The sequence below is a fragment of the Bacillota bacterium genome (genome assembly GCA_040755295.1).
GTDB lineage: Bacteria > Bacillota > Desulfotomaculia > Desulfotomaculales > Ammonificaceae > SURF-55.
In genome coordinates this window covers 1-22,555 of the sequence record JBFMBK010000015.1, presented here as the reverse complement: position 1 = coordinate 22,555, position 22,555 = coordinate 1, and the positions used below count along the sequence as shown (strand labels likewise).

Genomic DNA, 22,555 nt, shown 5'->3' with positions numbered 1-22,555 from the left:
GTAAGTTTTCTTGCCGTTTCAGCGGTTAATGAAATATAATCGCAGATAAATGAAGACGGCGACTTCCCAAAGGCTGTGCGATGTTCTGTCACGAAAGGAGTAGATGCTGTTGATAAAGCGTGCTACGGCGGAAGAAGTCAGAGCGGTTAGTACTAACGAAGAGTTCGGCTCCATGCGCACGGACGAAATCGATCCGCTCGACACCATCATCGGCCAGGAGCGGGCTGTCCGCGCGCTTGAGTTCGGGCTGGATATCGACAACCGCGGCTTTAATATCTTTGTCGCTGGTCTGCCGGGTACCGGTAAAAACACCGCGGTGCAGAGTTTTTTAGAAAACCTGGCGAAGATTAAACCAACCCCTCCGGATTGGTGCTACGTCTCCAATTTTAAGGAGCCATACAGCCCCCGGGCACTCAAGCTCCCTGCGGGGAAAGGGGCGGAGTTCGCCCGCAACATAAAGGATCTTATTTCAGCGGCGCGCCGGGAGATCCCCCGGGCCTTTGAGAGCGAGGAGTACGCCAAGAAGCGGGAGGAGACCGGGGAGGCTTTCGCCGCGCAGCGAAGCCGGCTCTTCGCCGAGTTGAACCAGCGTGCAACCGATGCGGGATTTGTGATTCAGCCTACTCCCACGGGTCTTTTTATTATTCCGTTAATTGACGGGGAACCTGTTAAGGAGAAAGAGTTTGCGGCTTTGCCGTCCGAAAAGCAGCAGGAGATCATCGGACGCCGGCAGGTTCTTGAGGAGGGTGTGGCCGCCACCTTCAGGGAAGTACAGACCATAGAGCGGAACGCCCACGAGGCGATGCGGGACCTCGACCGGCAGGTTGCGGGTTTTGTCCTCAGCCTCATGGTAAAAGAACTCCAGGAAAAGTACGCCGGAGAACCGGAGGTTTCGGCGCATCTTGACAGTCTTCAGGCGGATATACTTGATAACCTGAATACCTTCCGGGGCACCCAGGAAACGGAGTCAAAGACCCCACCCTGGGCGAAGGAGGACCCTTTTCGCCGGTACGACGTAAACGTAATCGTCGACAACAGCGAGACCATGGGCGCCCCGGTGGTGATGGAATACAACCCTACTTACAACAACCTTATCGGGCGGATCGAGAAAGAGGCGGTATTCGGGGCGCTGATTACAGACTTTACCATGATACGGTCGGGTTTGCTCCATAAGGCCAACGGAGGCTACCTGGTAACCCCGGTTGAAGAACTTCTGCGCAACCCTTTTTCCTGGGAGGTTATGAAGCGGTCGCTAAGGGAGCGCCAGGTGATCATTGAAGACGCCAGTGAGCGTTTCGGCTTCTTCTCCACGAAGTCCATTAAGCCCGAGCCGATCCCGCTTGACCTCAAGGTTATACTCCTCGGGGACCCGATGCTGTACTATCTTCTTTACCACTACGACCCCGATTTTCAAGAATTGTTTAAGGTGAAAGCGGAATTCGAAACCCGGATGGACCGCACGTCCGAAAATGTACAGAAGTATACGGCCTTTTTCGGCATGCTCTGCGAAAAAGAGAATCTCCTGCACCTCGATTCGTCAGCGGTGGTGAAACTGATTGAGCACGGTTCGCGGCTTGCGGAAGACCAGACCAAACTGGCAACGCGCTTTTCGGAACTGGCGGACGTGGTAAGAGAGGCTTGCCACTACGCCAAGAAGGACAACGCGGCTTACGCGAATGAGGCGCACGTGCGCATGGCGATCGAGGAACGCTTCTACCGGTCGAACATGATCCAGGACCATCTCCAGGAGATGATTGTCCGGGGAACGATAGCGATTGACACCGACGGAGCGGTGGTAGGGCAGGTAAACGGCCTTGCGGTGTTGAGCCTCGGCGAGATAAGCTTTGGAAAGCCGCAACGGATAACGGCGACCGTCGCCGCCGGAAGAGAAGGGGTTGTCGACATTGAACGGGAGGCTAAGCTCGGAGGCAGGATCCATACCAAAGGAGTGCTGATACTCAACGGTTATCTGGTCGAACAATATGCGAACGAGGCGCCTTTGACGCTTTCCGCCCGGCTGGTGCTTGAACAGAGTTACGAAGGGATCGAAGGGGACAGCGCTTCCAGTACGGAACTGTACGCGCTCCTTTCCGCTCTTTCAGGGGTCCCCATCCGCCAGGACCTCGCGGTTACGGGATCGGTCAACCAGAAAGGCACGGTCCAGGCCATCGGCGGGGTCAACGAGAAGATCGAAGGCTATTTCGACATCTGCAAGGCAAAGGGGCTGACCGGCACTCAGGGGGTACTGGTACCCGAGACGAACAAGAAGAACCTGATGCTTCGCGAGGACGTGGTCGAAGCGGTCAGTGAAGGTCGCTTCCATATATATCTGGTAAGGGACGTGGATGAGGGGATAGAGATTTTAACGGGGATGCCCGCCGGTAAACGCAGGCGGGACGGCTCATTCCCGAAGAAGTCCGTACACGGCAAGGTGGCGGCGTATTTGAAAGAAGCGGCGGCAAAGCTGCGTCCCGATAAGCAAAAAGCGGCGAGAAGTCCGAGAAAAAAGCCCAATGACAATTGAAACCATAGAGGTTCCGGGTAAAGGGTTTTTTACCGCCGTTTGGAATATGCGGGGGTTGGAACAGCTGCTTTTTCCCGGCGAGATCCGCGCACCGCGCCTGAGTGTGGAAAGAAACTCCGGCTGTCTGCCAGGGTGGCACGCGGTTCTGGACGCAAACCTGAGGGCTTATTTCTGCGGCAGGCCGGTTGATTTTTCCGGTATACCGGTGGACCTTAAAGGTTACACCCCTTTCCAGGCGCAGGTGTTAAGTTTTATAAGGGGACTGCCTTTCGGTTCGGTTTCCACATACGGCCAGGTCGCCGGCGGCATAGGCCGTCCGGGTGGAGCCCGGGCGGTGGGACAGGCGCTCGGGAGAAACCGCACACCGATAATCATACCCTGCCACCGGGTCCTTGGAAGTCGTTCCATCGGCGGGTTCAGCTCGGGACTCTCCTGGAAGGAGACCTTGCTGCGGCTCGAGGGCTTTGAAGGAACGTGAAATGCTTGCTCTAAAGTGATAAACATAATAGTCTGTTGACACTGAGGGTTATTGTGTTAAAATAAACTTTGGCTCCATTTTACCGCGCGGGAAAGGTATAAGCCGGTCCGCACAGTAACTATTCAGACCTATATTACATTAATGGAACGGGATGCCTGAATAGTCACACCGCACCTTTTCCCGGCGTGTCCCCAGATAAAGGAGGAGAAAAACTTTGTTTGCGATTATTCAAACAGGTGGAAAGCAGTACCGGGTTGAAGAGGGTCAGAAGCTCAGGGTTGAAATGATGGACGTTCCGGTTGGCGAGACGTTCGAAACCAAGGCGCTTATGCTGGCGAAGGAAGATGAGGTAAAGATCGGGACGCCCGAGTTGGAGGGCGTGAAGGTCAGCCTGAAGGTGCTCCGGCACGGCAGGGGCAAGAAGGTTACGGTATTTAAATACAAGTCGAAGAAAAACTACCGGCGCAAGCAGGGTCACCGCCAGCCTTTCAGTGAGCTGCTGGTGGAAAAGATAGCGTATTAATGGTCCTAAGTCCCGAGTCGCGATTCCGGGATCAGCAGAGGAAAACGGAAATTTACGGATTGCGGGTCTTTGAACCTTGAACGTTGAACTTTTTTAGTCAGGAGGTGTATATTCATGGCGCATAAAAAAGGTATGGGAAGCTCGCGCAACGGGCGCGATTCCGCCGCGAAGCGCTTGGGAATTAAGAGCTCGGACGGGAAGTTGGTTAATGCCGGCGCCATCATCGTCCGGCAGCGGGGAACCCGCATCCACCCCGGAAAGAATGTCGGCCGGGGCGGCGATGACACACTTTTTGCTCTCGCAAACGGGTACGTCCGGTTCCACTCCCGCGGCCAGGAGAAGAAGCTCGTAAGCGTTTTGCCGGAAATTACTGATTAAGGTTCCGTATTAGAATGCGGGGATCCGTATAAACGGGTCCCCGTTTTTATTTTTAAAGCAGTATAGAATTCAGAATATAGAATTAAGCCGTATGCTATCTACTGACTCTAACTCACTCCCCACTCCTGAATTCCGGCTATCGTATTGGGAAGTCGAGGCCTTTTTGTTATAATAGGCAAAACAAGTAACTGTTCAGGTACTTCCGTGGGGCGCAGCGATAAGCAACGCATTGCTGCGTCAGCCGGAGAAGCCGAATCCTCACCCAGCACTCAGTTACACCTGTAAAGGTGCAGATGAGCCTACTTAAATGCTGAGTGCTGGGCTCCAGTTCGTCTCCACCGGTCTTCCTTGCACTGCATTACTTTTCGCTGCGTTCCGTAAGCATTAGGTCACGGCTGAATAGTTACATAAACAATTTCCGGGGGTTAATGTGAAATACGTCGTCGTACTGATCGATGGGATGGCCGATTATCCATGTGCCGAACTGAGAGGTAAAACCCCTCTCGCCTACGCTCTTACACCGAATATGGATCTCCTTGCGTCGCGCGGCGGGTTGGGTATGGCGCGGACGGTTCCGGAAGGACTGCCTCCGGGAAGCGACGTGGCCAACCTGTCGGTTCTGGGTTATGACCCCCGTGAGTGTTACACCGGCCGGGCACCCTTCGAAGCGGCGAGCATGGGCGTTGAACTCGGGCTCGAAGACGTGGCCTTCAGGTGCAACCTGGTAACGCTTTCACCGGGAGGGGCACTTGGGTCGCGGGTGATGCTTGATTACAGCGCCGACGAAATATCCTCCGATGATGCGCGGGAATTGATCGCCGCGGTGCAGATGCGTCTGGGGAGCGGGGAAATCTCGTTTTACCCCGGGATAAGCTACCGCCACCTTATGGTATGGCGGGGAGGTCCTGCGGACACGGTTCTCACCCCGCCGCACGACATCACGGACAGGACGGTGGAGGATTACCTGCCCCAGGGCAAGGGAAGCGAGGTGCTGCGCGGTCTTATCGAGACCAGCGCGGCCTTCCTTACGGACGAGCGCGTAAACCTCCGGCTTATCGACGGCGGCAAGCGGCCGGCAAACGCCGTCTGGTTCTGGGGTCAGGGCCGAAGGCCGCAGCTTACGGCGTTCGAAGATCTTTTCGGGATTAAGGGGAGCGTTATCGCGGCGGTGGACCTGATCCGTGGGATCGGCGCGCTTGCAGGGATGCGGGTTCCGGTGGTCCCGGGGGCGACGGGCAACATCCACACGAATTACAGGGGTAAGGCCCGGGTGGCGCTCGAAGAGCTGGCGGGAGGCCGGGACTTTGTTTTCGTGCACGTCGAGGCCGCCGATGAGGCCGGACACCAAGGGGACATCGAGGCGAAGGTCCGGGCTATTGAAGACGTAGACGCCAAGGTATTGGGTGAGATCCTGAGCGGGTTGAAGGACGTCTCCCCCGACTGGCGGCTTATGGTCTTACCCGACCATCCAACGCCCTTGGCGCTGCGAACCCATACCGCGGAACCGGTTCCTTTCGTTATCGCGGGCGACAGCGCGGCGCCGGGGGCCGTCGAGGGGACAGTCTTCACGGAGGAAACAGCCAGGAATTCCGGGGGGGAGATTTTCGACGGCTGGCGGCTGATGCCGCATTTCCTGTCGCGCCGGGCATAAGAGCTTCAATAGCGGCTGTACGTGGTTTTGCGTGGCGCGCACCGTCGAATCCGCATCCGGGCTGGGTTTATGGTACAATTAGAGGAAGTTCCGGATATTTAAAGAGAGCCGCAGTCGAGTTGGAATCAGACGGCGGAATTATAAGGTTAAAAACACGGGGGAAGAAATGGACCTGGAAGAGGCATTGAGGTTGTTACGGGGACAGTACCATGATTTTTTAAACCATCTTCAGATCGTATCCGGTCTGGTGGACCTGGGACGGACGGATAAGATTAAAGATGCTGTCCGGCGGGCGGCGGGAGAGTTCGAGACGCGGGGACGGGTGGCCAAGATGGGCCTGACGGAGGTCTCCTGGGCGCTTCTTCTTTTGCAGATGGACGCGGTTCCCGCGGGGCTCAAAGTCTCCTGCGAGTTGGAAAAGGCTTTAGTGGAGAGTGGAGTTCCGAATGCGGCCGTTTTGCGTAAACTGCACGCGGCAATGATTTCCCGGGTCTCGGGCACGGGGCGGGAGTGGCCGTTAAAGATAACCGGCCGTAACGTTCCGGGGGGCTACGCCTTGACCTATGCCGGACCCTGGGACTGGCGGGAAATAATAGAGACGGTTGGCGACGCTGCCGCCGATTCCGGCTCTTCCTTCGAACTTGGCGGGGAAAACGCGGTAACGGTCGTGTTGCAACCGGGTGAACGATAGAATATGTTTTATGATTATTTGAAAATTTCCGTAAAGGCGGGCGACGGTGGAAACGGCTGTGTGGCTTTTCGCCGGGAAAAGTATGTTCCGTACGGCGGTCCGTCGGGCGGCGACGGCGGGCGCGGCGGGCACGTTATCCTCCAGGCCGCCGCGGAGTTGAGAACGCTGGTAGATTTCCGTTCCAAGCGGCACCTTAGAGCCGAGCGGGGCGGGCACGGCGAAGGGAAACAGATGCACGGGAAAAACGGCGCCGACCTCGTCCTGCGCGTACCGGTCGGTACCGTGGTCCGCGATGCGTCGTCAGGTGAGTTGCTGGTCGACCTTACAGGCGGCGGGCAGGAAGCCGTTGTTGCCCGCGGCGGGCGGGGAGGCCGTGGAAACGCCCGCTTTGCCACCCCTACGGAGAAGGCGCCCCGTTTTGCGGAAAAGGGGGAACCGGGCGAGGAACGCCTGCTTGAACTCGAGCTGAAGCTGCTTGCGGATGTAGGCTTGATCGGCTTTCCGAACGCTGGGAAGTCCACCATCTTGTCGCGTGTATCGGCCGCGCGGCCGAAAATCGCGGACTATCCGTTTACGACCATGGAGCCCTATCTCGGTGTGGTTAGACCGGCCGAGGGGGAGAGCTTTGTGCTGGCGGATCTTCCGGGCCTGATCGAGGGCGCGCATTCCGGCGCCGGACTCGGGCACCAGTTTCTCCGGCATATCGAACGAACCCGGCTGCTGGTGCACGTGGTTGATGCCGCGGGTACCGACGGCAGGGACCCGGTGGAAAACGTTGCGGCGATCAACCGCGAAATTGAGCTATATAGTCCGGAACTGTCCTTGAGGCCGCAGGTGGTGGCGGCGAACAAGATGGACCTGCCGGAAGGCCGCGCCAACTTGGACCGGCTGCGGGCCGCTCTGCGTAACCGGGAGATATATCCGGTTTCCGCCGTTACCGGGGAGGGGCTCGACCGGCTGATGTCCCGGGTGGCGGCGCATCTGCGGGAGTTACCCGCGCCGGAGCCCGTGGAGCTCACGCGGGCCGTAGTCGTAGAAGAACCTTTGCGCGTGCGCCGGGAAGATGAGGTCTTTGTGGTGGAAAGCAGAGAAATCGAGCGTCGGGTAGCAATGACCGACCTCGACAACCCCGAGGCCGTCCGCCGGCTAAAACGGTACTTTTCCCAGACCGGGCTGGAAGAAAACCTTCGTTCGGCCGGGATAAAACCGGGGGAGACGGTACGCATCGGCCAGGACCATTTCGAGTACTGGCCGGATGAAAAAACATAGGCGCGGAGGCCGTCTCGTTTTTGTGAACGGGCTTTAAGAAACACGCTCGGACGGCGCAGCCCGTAACGGCGTCAGCGTAAACCTGCAGGTTTGAAAGGGAGTCGTCCATGCCGCCTTAGGCGGCACCACGTCGAATGAAAATTTACGTGGAACCAGCGAGTTAAGTGTTATCATATAATTTTATTCTTGATACATGGGTTCTTGTCCAGCACTCAGAGCCTGAGTGCTGGATTGGCGGTTGGTCTATTTTCGAAGGAGGAGCGTAATCCTTGGGCAAACCTAGGGATTTCAGCCGTTTTAAACGGATTGTGGTCAAAGTCGGCACAAGTTCCCTGACCAATAAAACGGGGAAGCTGAACCTCGGGCAGATCGCTAAGCTTGTCCGAGAACTGGCCGTCGCGCACAACGAGGGACGGGAGGTCCTGCTGGTTACCTCAGGCGCGGTCGGTGCCGGAATGGGACGTCTCGGATTTAAATCGCGTCCCAGGACGATCCCCGAGAAACAGGCCTGCGCCGCGGTCGGACAGGGTCTCTTGCTTCAGAGATATGAGAAGCTTTTTGCGGAACACAGGATTACGGTGGGCCAGGTGCTGCTTACACGGGACGATTTTTCCGACCGGCGACGGTTCCTGAACGCCCGCAACACGCTCCTTACTCTTCTAAAGCTCCGGGTCTTCCCTATTATCAACGAAAATGATACCGTGGCCGTTGACGAAATCCGGTTCGGCGATAACGATACCCTCTCGGCGCTTGTCGGGGACCTTGTAGAAGCCGAGATGCTCCTGATACTGTCGGATGTGGACGGGCTTTATACGGGCGATCCCCGCAAGGACCCCGATGCCCGGTTGATTCCCGAGGTCGCGGGGATTACCGCGGAAATTGAAAAGCTTGCCGGTGGGTGCGGTTCCGCGGTAGGTACCGGCGGAATGGCGACCAAGTTTCAGGCGGCGCAGATGGTCGGCCGAAGCGGGGCGGTGATGGTTGTCGCGGCGGCGGCCGCGGATGACATCATCCGACGGGTGCTTGCGGGCGAAAACGTCGGTACGGTGTTCCGGCCGGCCGAACGGATGGAGGGACGGAAACGCTGGATACTGTTCGGCGCAACCGTCCAGGGTCGTATTTACGTCGATGACGGCGCAGCCAGGGCGCTGACGGAAGGGGGGAAAAGCCTTCTCCCGTCGGGTGTTGTAAGGGTTGAAGGTGATTTTGAAGCCGGGCACCCCGTGAGCGTCGTCGATCCACAGGGGCGGGAGATCGCAAGAGGGCTGGTCAACTATTCAGCCTCGGAGGTCGACCGGATTAAGGGAGCCAAGACCTCGCGCATCGCTCAGCTTATTGGGGCGCAGCCTTACGACGAAGTGATTCACCGAAATAATCTTGTTGCGAATGTTCAGTAAAAAACCATATACACTTCAGGTTGCCGTCAATGTCCAGAGCACGCGTATTTGTAAAACATCAAAGCGCAAAATGCTACAAATGCGGAACGTGGCGAGAAGCAAGCAGAGCAAGGAAGATGGTCGGGGCGAACCGGAGCGTACCGGATTGTACGTGAGGATTCGGCTCGATCATTTGACGCAGCTATGCGCCGCTTATCGCCACGCCCTACAGGGTTCACTAATATTTGTTAGATGGGGGATGGTGATGGAAACACTATGGGCGCCCTGGCGGGCGGTTTACATAACAAAGGACAAGCGCGAAGGGGAATGCATTTTTTGCGATAAACTTAAGGACGACCGGGACGCGGAAAATCATCTGCTGGTACGGCGGGAGCTGTGTTTTGTGCTGCTTAACATCTTCCCTTACAACAGCGGGCACCTTATGGTATCGCCGAACCGGCACGCTTCGGACATCACCGAGCTTACGCCGGAAGAGTCACTCGCCCTCTTCCAGCTTACTCAGGAGATGGTCGACCTGATGCGGCGGGTGATGGGACCGCACGGCTTCAACATCGGCATTAATCTCGGGCGTGTTGCCGGGGCGGGTTACCCCGGGCATTTCCATATTCATATCGTGCCCAGGTGGGACGGGGATACAAGCTTTATGCCGGTGATCGGCGACGTCAAGGTGGTTTCCGAGAGCCTTGACCGGACTTACGCAAAATTAAAGGAAGCGCTGGAAGCTGGTGGGTAGGATTAACCACAGAGACACAGAGCACACGGAGGAGAACTAATAGAAATTCACGAGTCACGAGTCGGGAAGCACGAATCATAAATTAAGTCCTCAGTTCCCACATGCGGGACTTTAGCCTGCACCAACGGAATAATGAAAATGAAGACCCTTAATCTGGTTACTTAGAAGCAGTAAACGTAACAAAGGCGGAACGCGGCGAGAAGTGATGCAGTGCAAGGAAGGCGGGCGGAGACAAACCGGAGCGTACTAGGTGCGTACGTGAGGATTCGACTCCCCCGGCGGACACAGCAATGTGTTGCTTATCACAGTGCCCACCGAAGGAAGCACTATTTTCAGAGGAGTAACCATTACGATAGAACCCGCCGTATAATGATAGGAGCATGCTTTACCTGACAGGCGTCCGGCGATGCAATATGGGAATTCCGGCGTCCGGGAAAGAAAAGCGTAGGTTGAAAAAGTTCTAATTTTCGGTAAAAAACCGGGTTTTTGTTGATTGTTTTTGACAAAGCGGTTATAATTTAGACCAAATAAAATAGGTACCAAAAAATGCGACTAGGTTTGATGGGCGGTACGTTTGACCCTATTCATTATGGTCACCTGGCGGCTGCAGAAGCGGTCCGGCACGAGTTGGAACTCGCGAAGGTTGTCTTTGTTCCGGCAGGACGTCCACCCCACAAAGCAGGCCATCAGGTTTCGCCGGCGGTTCACCGGATGGCGATGGTCCGTCAGGCGGTGGCCTCCAACCCGTTTTTTGAGGTGTCCGACATCGAGGTCGACCGTCCTGGTCCTTCCTTTACGGTGGACACGGTTAAGGAATACGGCCGCCTTTATCCTGGAGCGGAGATCTATTTTTTAACCGGAACGGATGCGGTGGCCGAGATAGCTTCATGGCACAGGTTTGAAGAATTGCTGGGGCTCTGCAGGTTAACATCCGCCATCCGGCCGGGGTGCACCCGAGAGGTTCAGGAGCGCCTGGCGCGGTTACCGGAGTCAATCCGGTGCAGGGTTCATCTGGTCGAAGTCCCCGCGGTTGCCGTTTCATCAACGGAAATCCGGGAGCGGGTGTATTTTGGGAAGCCGGTTAAGTACCTCCTTCCCGAGACGGTGGAGGATTATATCATACGACACGGGTTATACCGAACGGTAAAAGCATGAATTTGAATTACGAGCATCGGGTAATGGAAACGGGAAAGCGCATTCTGACGAATACTGGTTGCGATTATTCCCCCAACCACCCCCAATCCATATGTGCAATAAGGCGACCTTTTAGGGATGGCCGGTGAGTCCGGACATCCCAGAGGTGCATCGGGGTGTTTCCCGCTGCTAATAATAATTTTCAAAAGGGAAAGAGGTGAATTAAGTGGCGCGGACCCTTTACGTGGGCAACCTTCCGTGGTCGACCAAGGCCGAGGATCTCCAAGAGGCCTTTGCGTCTTACGGCGAGGTGCTATCCAGCCGGATTATTTCCGACCGGCAAACCGGGCGTTCCCGTGGTTTCGGCTTTGTCGAAGTGCGCGATGAGGACGCGGACGCAATGATCAACGCTCTCAACGGCACGGAGTTCGGCGGCCGGGTTATTGTTGTTAACGAGGCCCGGGAGCGGCAGAACGACGTCAGGCGGTAAGCTTATTTTGGATAGTGGTTTTCAGAGGGGGAATGATGTTGGACGTAGGTCCCCAGGGTTTGCTTGACCTGATCGTCCGGGCCGCAGGGGAAAAGAAAGCGTTCGATGTCCTTATTTTACATGTTGGGAACCTAACACCAATCTCAGATTATTTTGTCTTGTTGAGCGGCAGGTCGACGGTTCAGGTCAAGGCAATTGCCGAGCACATCCAGGAAAAGCTTACGGAGCAGAACGTACCGGTTCTTCGCCGGGAAGGGTTCCGCGACGGCCACTGGGTGTTGTTGGATTACGGGGATATTGTGGTACACATCTTTCTAGAGGAGGAGCGCGAGTTCTACGGTCTCGAACGTCTGTGGCACGATGCGCCGGTGTTGAGACCGGTAGTCAACGGCTTGACCTGAGAGGGGTTTGTCACTTATAATTGTTTTGCGTGGGGCTGTAGCGCAGTGGGAGCGCGTTTCCTTGGCATGGAAAAGGTCGCGGGTTCAATTCCCGCCAGCTCCACCAAAGGTTTTGCCCAAAGCCTCTTGTCTCAGAGAGGCTCTTATTTTTCAAGTCAGAAGTCAGAAGCCGGAAGTCAGAAGTCACGAGTTGAAAGAAAGTGGGATTCGTGCGGCGGATTCCTGATGGCTCCGACATCCGACCTCCTGCGTCTGACGTCTTTTTTAGGAGTCCCTTATGACGCATTCAGCGCGGCGCCACGAAGGATGAAAATGTAGACCCGTAAGCGTGTTGCTTAGCTGCAGTAGTATAACATAAAGAAACGCGACTAGGAACTCATCGCCGCGCCCTACGGAAGAACGCTTATTTTAGAGGGAGGAGACTGGTGGAAGAAAGGTATCCTTTTCGCACCGTAGAGAAGAAATGGCGTGAGCGCTGGGATAGAACAGGATTGTACAACATAGAAGATTTCAGCGACAGGCCGAAATATTACTGTCTGGAAATGTTCCCGTACCCTTCGGGGAAGCTGCACATGGGGCACGTCCGGAACTACGCCATCGGTGACGTTGTGGCCAGGTTTAAAACAATGCAGGGCAACGATGTGCTGCATCCGATGGGATGGGACGCCTTCGGGCTGCCGGCGGAGAACGCGGCTATAAAGCACGGTGTTCACCCGCGTGACTGGACATGGGACAATATCGCAACCATGCGGCAGCAGCTTAAAAAACTCGGGGTCAGCTATGACTGGCGACGGGAATTTGCCACCTGCCACCCGGATTACTACCGCTGGACGCAGTGGCTGTTCCTTCAATTCCTTCACCGGGGATTGGCCTATAAGAAAAAAGCGCCGGTAAACTGGTGCCCTTCGTGCGCGACGGTGCTGGCCAACGAACAGGTGGTGGGCGGTGGCTGCGAGCGCTGCAAGACGCCGGTGGAGCGGCGCGAACTGGCGCAGTGGTTCTTAAGGATTACCGCATACGCCGAGCGCCTGCTCGATGACCTCGAAAAACTGCCAGGATGGCCTGATAAGGTCAAGGTGATGCAGGAAAACTGGATCGGCAGAAGCCAAGGTGCGGAAGCCTCTTTCCCGGTCCCGGGAACGGGAGAAAATATAATCGTTTACACGACCCGTCCGGACACGCTTTACGGAGTTACTTACATGGCCCTTGCACCGGAGCACCCCCTGGTCGAAAAACTGACGACGCCGGATAAAAAGACTGCGGTTGAGGGGTTCGTAACCCAGGCGAAAAACCTGAGCGAGCTGATGCGTACAGCCGGCGAAGGCGAGAAAAACGGCCTTTTTATCGGCGCTTATTGCGAGAATCCGTTGACCCGGGAAAGGGTTCCGGTATTCATCGCCAATTACGTTCTTATGGAATACGGCACCGGGGCCGTAATGGGCGTACCGGCGCATGACCAGAGGGACTTTGAATTCGTTAAGAAGTACGGGCTTCCGGTAAGGGTGGTCATTCAGCCCGGGGACAGGGAGCTTTCCCCGGAGACGATGACGGAGGCGTACGTTGACGAGGGTATCCTTGTCAATTCCGGTCACTTTGTAGGGATGGGCAACCGTGCGGCGATCAGAGAAATCACCGCCTACCTGGAGGAAAAGGGTTTGGGGAAGGGGCGGTTGAACTACCGTCTGAGGGACTGGTTGATATCCCGGCAGCGTTACTGGGGGGCGCCCATCCCGGTGGTTTACTGCGGGCGGTGCGGCGCCGTGCCGGTTCCGGAGGAAAACCTGCCGGTGCTGTTGCCGTATGAAGTGGCTTTTAAGCCCACCGGCGAGTCACCCTTAAAAAGCTGCCCGGAATTCGTTAATACCTCCTGTCCGCGTTGCGGTGCTCCCGCCGAGCGGGAGACCGATACCATGGACACGTTCATTTGTTCGTCGTGGTATTATTTTCGTTACGCGAGCGCCCGGGAGGAAAGCGCGCCGTGGGACAAAGACAAGGTTAACCGCTGGCTCCCGGTGGACCAATACATCGGTGGCGTCGAACACGCCATTCTCCACCTGCTCTATTCCCGCTTCTTTACAAAGTTTTTTAATGACGCCGGCCTGGTTGACTGCACGGAGCCTTTCACCAACCTTTTGACCCAGGGGATGGTCCTCAAAGACGGGGCCAAGATGTCCAAATCCAAAGGAAACATCGTTAGCCCCGAGGATATTATGACAAAATACGGGGTGGATACAACCCGACTTTTCATTCTGTTCGCCGCGCCGCCGGAACGCGACCTTGAGTGGAGTGACCAGGGAGTGGAGGGCTGCGCCCGGTTTTTAAACCGCGTCTGGCGGTTGGTCGATTCTGTGTTGCCGGAGATAAAAGGGGCGGTCGCTCCAAAGGATAAGCTCATCGGGGTCAACCGGGAACTCCGGCGGCTTACCCACATCACGATTAAGAGGGTCACCGAGGACATTGAGCGGTTTAGCTTAAACACCGCCGTCAGCGCCATTATGGAACTGGTCAACGGGATTTATCGTTTTTATGATTGCGTTCCCGCGAGCGACCGGGATGCCGGGGCCTTGCGGGAAGCGTGTCAAACACTTCCTATCCTTCTTGCACCTTTTGCTCCTTACATCTGCGAGGAGTTGTGGGAACGTCTTGGAAACACAGACAGCGTTCACCGGCAATCCTGGCCGGAGTATGCCCCTGCGCACCTTGTTCAGGACAAGGTTACCGTTGTGGTTCAGATAAACGGGAAGGTGCGCAGCCGAATCATAGTGCCGGCGGAAGCCGGGTCGGAGGAGATGAGGGAAGAAGCCCTTCGCGAACCCCGTATTCAGGAAATGCTTAGGGATAAAGATATGGTAAAGGTTATAACCGTTCCGGGCAAACTGGTAAACATCGTGGTAAAATAAGTAGCGACTTCTATTTTGGCAAGCTTTTTGCTAAATCATATATTCAGGAATACGAAGTTTGTAAAGGGAGTCCCACATGTCGCCTGCGGCGACACCACGAAATCTGAAAATGGGGCGACCCGTAAGCTGGTTACTTAGATGCAGAAGAGTATCATAAACGGAACGCGGCGAGAAGTGATGCAGTGCAAGGAAGACCTGCGGAGACGAACCGGAGCGTACTGGGTTCAGAGGTCAGATACCAGAAATCAGAGGTCAGATTTAAAGTGGGAATTCGCAACTGCGAATTCCTTCAAGAATTGTGACTTACGACATCATGCATCTGACTTCTGAAACACGCAGCAATGCGTTGCTTATCGCCGAGTCCACCGAAAGAAGTACTATTTTCTGAGGAGGTTTGTTGATGTTCAGACGCATACTGGGGGCAATAGACGGTTCCGAAAACGCTTACGCTTCGCTCCGCCGGGCGGTGGATGTTCTGAAACTTTCGCAGTTGACCCAGGTGGCGGTGATCGAGGTCGTACCCCCGGCTGACCCGAGCATCGTCTACGTCCCCTGGGCTTCGGCCGGAGAGCTTGAAGCGGCGGAAAAGAAGCGCGCGAAAGGCGATCTTGACAAAGCCCTGGCGATCTTGCAAGAGGCCGGCATCGAGGGAACGCCGGTCGTTAAAGTGGGAAACCCCGCCCAGGAGATAGTGACGGCGGTCAAGGAAGGAAACTATGAATTAATCGTGATGGGGCGGAGAGGGACCAATCCTTTAAAGGAACTCCTGCTCGGCGGCGTCAGCCAGCAAGTGCTGCAGCTGGCCGAGTGTCCTGTTTTCCTCGGAAAGTAAGCAATAATAAGCGTATCATCTCGGAAGAGGAATTCCTTTAATGGATTCCTCTTTAGTTTTTATAAAAGCCATTCAGCCCCAAGCCGTACTATAAGGGTGGGATAATTTCACCCGCCGGTGGGAAATAAACTCCCATACTCTTGATAAAAAGGGGGACGCCTCAAGTCATAAAAGGCGTCCCCCTCTTGTTTCCCGGGCCGGTTCCAATTTGGCACGCTTTTTGCACTTTATATTTAATTGAGAAACAAAAATCAATATGGAGGCGACCTGCATCTTGAAAACAGACAAAACGGAAGGCCGCCGAAGGCGTTTCAACTCGTTAAAGGTGATTATATGCTTGGGGGTTCTGGCTTGTATCGTTTTCTTCTTATGGTCGACCGTACTAAGGGTGGAAATGGAACTGGGAATGGCTCCCGGCAGTGATGCGGGTCTTACCGCGGTGGTTGTGGGGTTTGTGGTGTTGTTTCTGGGCGGCGTGTTCTACGGTCTGTGGATGCTCTTGATTGAACATTACATAGCGTTCTCACTGGTCAGGCAGTTGGTAACCGGGATAAACGATGCGGCGGAAAAAGGGTTCGATGAAAACACATACGCGGTCTAGCAGTCGCTGTTGCTTGAAAACAAAGCCCTTATCGTGGTAGTATGGCTGGCCGATTCAAAGGGTCGGCCGCCATACCCCTCTTTTTAAAAAATCTAAAGGAGGATGGTTCGGATGGCGGTAAAACTCACGGCGGACGAAGCGATGGTGAAAAGTAAGGCCAAGGCTGCGATTAAAAACCGGCGTACCTGGATGCAGCGGTTGGCGGTGCGGTTTGATCTCTCGGTTTTGGATCTCTGGGTCATTGCGGGTACGGTTGCGGGATTGGGCGCGCTCTACCTGATCGGAGAACTGGCGGCGACACTTGCCGGGTAGGCGAACAGGTTTGGGAAAATAAATAAAAGGGATGGGGATGATTTCAAAAATGGCAGTTAAACTGTCAGCGGGCGATGTAATGACAAAGAGTAAGGCAACGGCCGCCGTTGAAAACCGGCGTTCTTGGATGCAAAAACTGGCGGTGCGGCTCGACCTTTCCGTGTTTGATCTCTGGGTAATCATCGGCACGGTTGCGGGGTTGGGCGCGCTTTACCTGATAGGGGAGGTGGCATTGAGACTAAGGTAGCTATTCAGGTACTCCGGGGGGCGCGGTGATAAACAACGCACTGCTCATTTCCCACCGCGTTCTGTAAGTGTAGGTGACCGGCTGAACAGCTGCAAACTGAGCAAATAGATGACGAGTGGACAGAAGCGCCTAAGGCGCTGTTGGGCATAGTTTCTAGACGGCGAGGCAAGTTTCGCCCCCTTTTTTCAGGGAACTAGTGATTTTAAGCACAATTTAATAAGATGGTTAAAACGCACTTATGGGAATGCCTTACAAGGAGGGATTGCAGGTGGCCGATTCAACCAGCCAAAATAGACCGGTAGGTAAGTTTATCCTGTATGCGGTATTATCAATCGCGCTTTACGCGTTATTCTTCCTTAATGCGGAAACGCTCCAGGATTATCTCGCGAAAGGCGGCATTATCAAGGCGTCCATTATCGTGGGGATAGCAATCTGTGTCTCTCTTATCTACGGCAACTTTGCGGGCACTTTTTGGGAAGTAATCGGGATTCAGGGAAAAAAGCATTAAGCGAGGGGGTGGATTAGTATGGCGGGATATGCCGTGGATCCGAATGCGGTGAAACAATTTGTACAACTAACGCCGGCGATGAAAGCTTTCTTGCCTACACTCGGTTTCTTTGCCGGTCTCCTGAGCGGCTTCATCGGGAGCGGCGGGGCGTTCGTTCTGACGCCGGGGATGATGAGCGTGGGTGTACCGGGGCCGATGGCGGTGGCCAGCAACATGTGCCACAAGTTCCCGAAGGCTCTGGTGGGGGCGCTGAAGCGGCATAAATACGGGCACGTGGACGTACTGCTCGGGTTGATCATGGGGATTTCGGCCATAATCGGAGTCCAGGTAGGAATCGTGGTTCAGAAATGGATACTGCACACCTGGGGAGAAGCGGGTTCCAACCTTTATATCAGCGCCGTGTTTATTCTGGTACTCGGCCTGGTCGGGGCGTCGGTGCTCCGGGACGCCTTCCGGTGCAAGAGTGAGGAAGAGGCTCCGGCGCAACCGGAAAAACGAACGGAGAAGCTCTGGGCGCAGAGACTGAATATACCGCCTATGATCAGCTTCAGGACAGCGAAGACACGGGTAAGTTTCTGGATCACCGTGCCGCTCGGGTTCGCTACGGGTTTGCTGGCGGCGACGATTGCGGTGGGCGGCTTCATCGGTGTTCCGGCCATGATTTATATCCTTGGCGCCTCCGGCTTTGTCGGGACCGGAACCGAATTGATCATCGCCTTCGTGATGGGGCTTGCCGGCAGCCTTACCTGGGCTATGGCGGGCTTTGTGGACCTGCGGATCGTGCTCCTGATCCTTTCCGGCTCGCTCTTCGGAGTGCAGCTCGGCGCCATCGGCACCAGTTTCGTAAAGGACTGGGTCATAAAGCTGGTGATGGCTACGGTGATGCTTATCGTGATGGTGAGCCGTGTCCTGATGGTCCCGGTTTATCTGAAAGATTTGAACCTATTAGCGCTCGGCGGGACGGCGGCGCATTACCTTGACAGAACCAGTTTCTATATAATGCTGCTGTCGCTCCTGGTTTCGGGGGTTATCATCCTGGGCGCGATGGCGCGGGGGCGACGCGCGGAAAAAACCGCGGCGGTCGGCGCGCCGGCACGGGCTTCGCACTAAAATAAAAGGGCTTCATATACGAATCCCACCTCCGGACGGGGGTGGGATTCGTTTCACACCAGACATGGCAGATTACGGAATGCACCACCAAATCGTACTAAAAGGTTTTCCCGGGCCTGTAGAGAATAAGAACTTTGGTACTGAGGCAGGGGATGAAAGGTGGTTGTTTTGCGGGGTAAACTCGGCTTTAGCCGGCAATTGCTTTTGTTTACGATAATCCTTTTGGGTTTTCCGAGCCTTTTAAGCTTCTACATGCTGCATGTGGTGCAGCGGGCGGAACACGGTATGGTGGAGGGCGACCAGGCAAAGCTGGAACACGCGTTGTACGTTCTTGACCAGCGGTTTCAGAACACGTTCGATAATATCCTCGAAGAAAAACATGTGCCGGCGAACGCGCGGAACAGGGATAAAGTTAAGGTGCTCAATAACGAGTTAAAGCCTGTATTGGATTCGGTATCCGTGGATTTTCCGGGTGTTGAACTTGGTTTTTACTCTCTCGAGCTGGACGTGATTATTAACGGCAAGACGGAAACCTACGGGGAAAACTTCTCCATGCGCCGCAAGACGGATATTGAGCAAACTATCAAATCCAAACAGCCGCAAAAGAACGTGGTCGGCCTGGGAGGTTCAGGACTTATAGAGATCTACCGGCCGTTAATCCGCGGGGGAAAGGTGATAGGAGCGGTGGTGGCGCAGGAAAACGCAAGGGATGTTTACCAGCGCCTGGGCAGGATGCGCCGTGAGGCCTATCTTACCATCTTTGCCGGAATTATTATCGGTGTGGGCGGCTTTTTCTTCCTGCTGAACCGGTTCCTGGAGGTTATCAGCCGGGTGAAGGAAGGTTTGGCCAACCTCGAAGGGGACCTGAGTTACCGGCTTCCTCCCGCTTTCGGTGAGTTGGGCGAAATCGCCACGGCCGTCAACCACCTTGCCGGACGGCTGGAACAGATGCGCAGTTACAACGAGGTCATTCTGGATAATGTAGACGCGGGGGTTCTGGCGACAGATCTGAAAGGGCGCCTGGTTATGGTTAACCCGAACGCGGCGGAAATTCTCGGTCTCGTCCCGGAGGAAGTCCTGGGACAGTATTTCGGGAAGGTCTTTCCGGAGGATGACCCAATCCGTTCGGTTCTGAAGCGGGCGCTTTCCGACCGGGAGACGGTCACCGATTTTACAGTTAGATACCCGGCGCTGGCCGCGACGGCTCAGGGCAGCGACCCGGTTTCTGAGAAACCGGCCTTCTCCGACGGGGAACGGGAACTCATCGTAGGAAGCAATCCACTGACCAACCAGGCGGGGAACCTTATAGGCGCGGTGCTTACCTTCAAGGACGTAACCGAACGCAACCATCTGGAAGAGCGTATGAAACGGCAGGAACGCCTGGCGGCTCTCGGAAAGTTTGTGGCGGGTGTAGCCCATGAGATCCGCAACCCCCTTACCTCGATCAGCGGTTATATCCAAATCTGGCAGCGGCGCGGCAAGACAACGCCGGAAGCACTTTCCACGGTGGCCCAGGAAACGATGCGCCTTAACGCCATCGTGGATAAACTTCTTTTTTTCGCGAGACCGGCGGAGTCAAAGTTTCAGCCTTACAACCTTAACCTCCTGGTGGAGCGGGTTTTGCAGTTCGTAGGCGAGGCATATGGCAGTAGAGTAGAGGTTCACACCAGGCTGATGAGCGACCTGCCGCCGGCAAAAGTGGACCCGGAGCAAATGCAGCAAGTTTTGACGAATATCATTTATAATGCTTATCACGCGATGCCCGAGGGAGGTGTTGTACGGGTGAAAACGGGACCGAGCCCCGACAACCGGTATGTTGTGGTTACCGTGGCCGATACCGGCTGCGGGATCCCGCCGGAAAACCTTTCGCGCATTTTTGACCCGTTTTTTACCACCAAGGCTCGGGGAAGCGGCCTGGGGTTGGCGCTGGCCCACGAGATCGTCGAGGCGCACGGGGGATATATTGATGTTAAAAGCAGGGTGGGGTCCGGTACCATAATGCGGGTGTGCATTCCCAGGGTGGAGGAGGTGGTGGAAAATGCTGCGGATACTGGTGGTTGACGATGAAGAAAGCGTCTGCCGGATGTTGCACGACCTTTTGGAATCGGAAGGTTATAAGGTTTCCGTAGCGTTGCATGCTTCAGAGGCACTGGAAATCCTTTACGGGGGCCAAGAGATCAACGCCGTTATGGTCGACGTAAGGATGCCTGACATCGACGGCCTGGAGTTTTTCGCCAAGGTCCGGTTTGAAGGATACAACGTTCCGGTGATAGTGATGACGGCTTACGGGACAACCGATACCGCGATCCAGGCCATGAAACTGGGGGCCTTTGACTATGTTCTCAAACCTTTTAACATCGATGAGGTCGTCCTTACGGTTAAAAAGGCGGTCAAGGTCGACCAGATGGCGCGGGAGATGAAAGCCCTGAGGCAGGAGCTCGCCGGAAAGGCGCCGGGGGAAAGGATAGAGGAGCTGATAGGGCGTTCCGCCGCCATGCACGAGGTATATAAGCAGATCGGTAAGTTTGCCGATACCGACTATACCATTCTGATCGTGGGTGAAACCGGTACCGGGAAAGAGCTTGTGGCCGGGGCGATCCATCGGAACAGCAGGCGCAAGGAGGGCCCCTTCGTCCGGATCAATTGCGCTGCGATACCGGAAAATCTTTTGGAAAGCGAGCTCTTCGGGTACGAAAAAGGCGCTTTCACCGGTGCCGCCGGCCGGAAACTGGGGAAGTTTGAGCTTGCGCACGGCGGTACGCTGTTCCTCGACGAAATCGGTGAAATCCCGCTCGCGATGCAGGCCAAGCTCTTGCGGGTGCTTCAGGAGAAGGAATTGGACCGTGTGGGCGGCACGAAGACCATCAAGGTGGATGCGCGGATCATAGTGGCGACGAACCGGGATCTGTCGGAAATGGTATGTGAGGGTGCATTCAGGGCGGACCTCTTCTACCGCTTAAACGTAGTGACCATACGGGTACCGCCGCTGCGGGAGCGGAAAGAGGACATCCAGCTGTTTGTAAAATACTTTATTCAACAGGCGTCTACAAAACTTGAAAAACCGGTGAAGGGGGTCTCGGACGAGGCTCTCCAACTCCTTGAGGCATATGATTGGCCGGGTAATGTCCGTGAACTGAGAAACATTTGTGAGCGCGCCGTGGTTTTAACCCGAGGGATGGTAATCACCCCGGAGGATATCCCCACCTCCCTGCACCCGGACTTTAGGGTGGCAAACGCCGAGGAGAAGTGGACGGGACAAACGCTGCAGGAGATCCTATGCGACGTGGAGCGCAACATAATCCTTCGCGCGCTTCAGGAACACCATTACAACCGCACGAAGACCGCCCAGGTGCTGGGGATAAACCGGCGCACCCTTTACGCAAAGATCAAAGAGCATGGCCTCGATCTTGAGCTTCCAGCTGACGAACGGGGCGAATAGGCGAAGAAAAAACAAAAATTTTAGTGAAAATATTCACTTTCACAGCAGGAAAAAGAAAACTTACGCCGAACAAGTGCATAAATTATTCAAAGGAGGGCGGGTGTTATGAAGGTTCTGGTTCTCTTTGACGGTTCCGAGAACGCGATGCGGGCGGTGAATTTCGGGGGAAGACTGGCGCGCCTGGATTCCGGGGTTCAGGTTACAGTCTTGCAGATTGTAGAGTTCTGGAAAACAGGGGCCTGGGGTTTTTTAACCTTATCCGAAGAGAAACAGGAGGAAGCCATCACCAAGGCCAAGCAAGGAGTGGCCGGCGGTCTGGAAAAGGCTAAAAGCGCGCTGGCGGAAAGCGGCGCCGACGTTGAAACGGTTGTTCTCACCGGCGATCCCGTGACTTCAATCATCGACTACGCCGAAGAGAAGCAGCCCGACGTAATCGTAATGGGCAGTAGGGGTACGGGCGCCATTCAGGAACTGGTGCTCGGGGGAATCTGCCATAAGGTTCTTCAACTGGCTAAACAGCCCGTAATAGTGGTTAAATAAGATAGCTTGTCTGCTTCTTGTCAATCTGGATTGATAATCATAGATAAAGAATTTCAGAAAAAGGAGGTGAAAGTTAAAAGGAGAACAATTGAATTATTAAGTGAATTATAACGACCGAAATTTTTTTATCCGTATATGTGCTTTAAATCACATGCGTTCCTTAGACAGTTAGACCTAGATATAAAAATGAGTATTTCAGCGTTATTTCATATTACCATGATAAGGGAGAAATAGATATGTTCGAAATTATTCCAGCGAGCGCGGTGGCCCTGGCCCACGTCGCCTCGGCGGCGCCGGAAGCCATGTCTACCGCCGCAACCGCAGCGGGCGCAAGCAGCACCACCGCCTGGTGGGTATGGCCCGTACTCTTATTGGTTTCCACGTTTATTATCGGTAT

22 protein-coding genes and 1 tRNA gene are annotated in these 22,555 nt (G+C 55.2%); all 23 read left to right on the top strand.

The genetic code is table 11. The features are described 5' to 3' along the window. Nucleotides 1-109: 109 nt before the first annotated feature. Nucleotides 110-2,524, top strand: a complete 2,415-nt coding sequence (locus tag AB1500_10680; GenBank protein ID MEW6183619.1) for an AAA family ATPase — start codon at nt 110-112, stop codon at nt 2,522-2,524. After that, complete coding sequence (locus AB1500_10675) at nt 2,514-3,002, top strand: methylated-DNA--[protein]-cysteine S-methyltransferase (protein ID MEW6183618.1); 489 nt, start codon at nt 2,514-2,516, stop codon at nt 3,000-3,002. The genes AB1500_10680 and AB1500_10675 overlap by 11 nt, the downstream gene beginning before the upstream one ends. A gap of 214 nt (nt 3,003-3,216) precedes the next feature. Further along, nucleotides 3,217-3,525: a 50S ribosomal protein L21 gene (gene rplU / locus AB1500_10670; protein ID MEW6183617.1), complete on the top strand. Its 309-nt coding sequence runs from the start codon at nt 3,217-3,219 to the stop codon at nt 3,523-3,525. A 114-nt stretch (nt 3,526-3,639) separates the two neighbouring features. After that, the gene (gene rpmA / locus AB1500_10665) at nt 3,640-3,903 is read left to right on the top strand and encodes a 50S ribosomal protein L27 (protein ID MEW6183616.1); all 264 of its coding nucleotides are present in this window, start codon (nt 3,640-3,642) and stop codon (nt 3,901-3,903) included. A 430-nt stretch (nt 3,904-4,333) separates the two neighbouring features. Next, the gene (locus AB1500_10660; GenBank protein MEW6183615.1) at nt 4,334-5,554 is read left to right on the top strand and encodes a cofactor-independent phosphoglycerate mutase; all 1,221 of its coding nucleotides are present in this window, start codon (nt 4,334-4,336) and stop codon (nt 5,552-5,554) included. Nucleotides 5,555-5,720: 166 nt separating this feature from the next. Further along, nucleotides 5,721-6,245 carry a Spo0B domain-containing protein gene (locus tag AB1500_10655; protein ID MEW6183614.1) on the top strand — a complete coding sequence of 175 codons (525 nt, stop codon included), beginning with the start codon at nt 5,721-5,723 and terminating at the stop codon, nt 6,243-6,245. A 3-nt stretch (nt 6,246-6,248) separates the two neighbouring features. Beyond that, complete coding sequence (obgE, locus tag AB1500_10650) at nt 6,249-7,514, top strand: GTPase ObgE (protein ID MEW6183613.1); 1,266 nt, start codon at nt 6,249-6,251, stop codon at nt 7,512-7,514. 269 nt (nt 7,515-7,783) lie between these two features. Further along, complete coding sequence (gene proB, locus AB1500_10645) at nt 7,784-8,911, top strand: glutamate 5-kinase (protein MEW6183612.1); 1,128 nt, start codon at nt 7,784-7,786, stop codon at nt 8,909-8,911. A 244-nt stretch (nt 8,912-9,155) separates the two neighbouring features. Continuing rightward, on the top strand, nt 9,156-9,644 hold the full coding sequence (locus tag AB1500_10640) for an HIT domain-containing protein (protein ID MEW6183611.1): 489 nt from the start codon (nt 9,156-9,158) through the stop codon (nt 9,642-9,644). A 546-nt stretch (nt 9,645-10,190) separates the two neighbouring features. Then, a complete protein-coding gene (gene nadD / locus AB1500_10635; GenBank protein ID MEW6183610.1) occupies nt 10,191-10,799 on the top strand; it encodes a nicotinate-nucleotide adenylyltransferase in 609 nt (202 codons plus the stop codon). 205 nt (nt 10,800-11,004) lie between these two features. Next, entirely contained in the window at nt 11,005-11,268 is a 264-nt protein-coding gene (locus AB1500_10630; protein ID MEW6183609.1) for an RNA-binding protein, read from the top strand. Nucleotides 11,269-11,300: 32 nt separating this feature from the next. Continuing rightward, nucleotides 11,301-11,669, top strand: coding sequence for a ribosome silencing factor (gene rsfS / locus AB1500_10625; protein ID MEW6183608.1), 369 nt, complete (start codon nt 11,301-11,303; stop codon nt 11,667-11,669). Nucleotides 11,670-11,700: 31 nt separating this feature from the next. After that, a tRNA-Ala gene (locus AB1500_10620) sits at nt 11,701-11,775 on the top strand. Between the two features lie 319 nt (nt 11,776-12,094). Then, on the top strand, nt 12,095-14,569 hold the full coding sequence (leuS, locus tag AB1500_10615; GenBank protein MEW6183607.1) for a leucine--tRNA ligase: 2,475 nt from the start codon (nt 12,095-12,097) through the stop codon (nt 14,567-14,569). Between the two features lie 400 nt (nt 14,570-14,969). Then, nucleotides 14,970-15,401, top strand: a complete 432-nt coding sequence (locus AB1500_10610) for a universal stress protein (GenBank protein MEW6183606.1) — start codon at nt 14,970-14,972, stop codon at nt 15,399-15,401. Nucleotides 15,402-15,675: 274 nt separating this feature from the next. Further along, nucleotides 15,676-16,002 (top strand): hypothetical protein, encoded by a 327-nt coding sequence (locus AB1500_10605; protein ID MEW6183605.1) that lies wholly within the window; start codon nt 15,676-15,678, stop codon nt 16,000-16,002. 111 nt (nt 16,003-16,113) lie between these two features. Beyond that, nucleotides 16,114-16,314: a hypothetical protein gene (locus tag AB1500_10600; protein ID MEW6183604.1), complete on the top strand. Its 201-nt coding sequence runs from the start codon at nt 16,114-16,116 to the stop codon at nt 16,312-16,314. Nucleotides 16,315-16,363: 49 nt separating this feature from the next. Further along, nucleotides 16,364-16,561, top strand: coding sequence for a hypothetical protein (locus tag AB1500_10595; protein MEW6183603.1), 198 nt, complete (start codon nt 16,364-16,366; stop codon nt 16,559-16,561). A 268-nt stretch (nt 16,562-16,829) separates the two neighbouring features. Beyond that, nucleotides 16,830-17,069 (top strand): hypothetical protein, encoded by a 240-nt coding sequence (locus tag AB1500_10590; GenBank protein ID MEW6183602.1) that lies wholly within the window; start codon nt 16,830-16,832, stop codon nt 17,067-17,069. An 18-nt stretch (nt 17,070-17,087) separates the two neighbouring features. Next, entirely contained in the window at nt 17,088-18,179 is a 1,092-nt protein-coding gene (locus AB1500_10585; GenBank protein ID MEW6183601.1) for a sulfite exporter TauE/SafE family protein, read from the top strand. A gap of 168 nt (nt 18,180-18,347) precedes the next feature. Beyond that, entirely contained in the window at nt 18,348-20,240 is a 1,893-nt protein-coding gene (gene atoS / locus AB1500_10580; GenBank protein MEW6183600.1) for a two-component system sensor histidine kinase AtoS, read from the top strand. Beyond that, a complete protein-coding gene (locus AB1500_10575) occupies nt 20,218-21,618 on the top strand; it encodes a sigma-54 dependent transcriptional regulator (GenBank protein ID MEW6183599.1) in 1,401 nt (466 codons plus the stop codon). Before atoS ends, AB1500_10575 begins: the two co-directional genes overlap by 23 nt. A gap of 105 nt (nt 21,619-21,723) precedes the next feature. Then, the gene (locus tag AB1500_10570; GenBank protein MEW6183598.1) at nt 21,724-22,158 is read left to right on the top strand and encodes a universal stress protein; all 435 of its coding nucleotides are present in this window, start codon (nt 21,724-21,726) and stop codon (nt 22,156-22,158) included. Nucleotides 22,159-22,555: the final 397 nt, after the last annotated feature.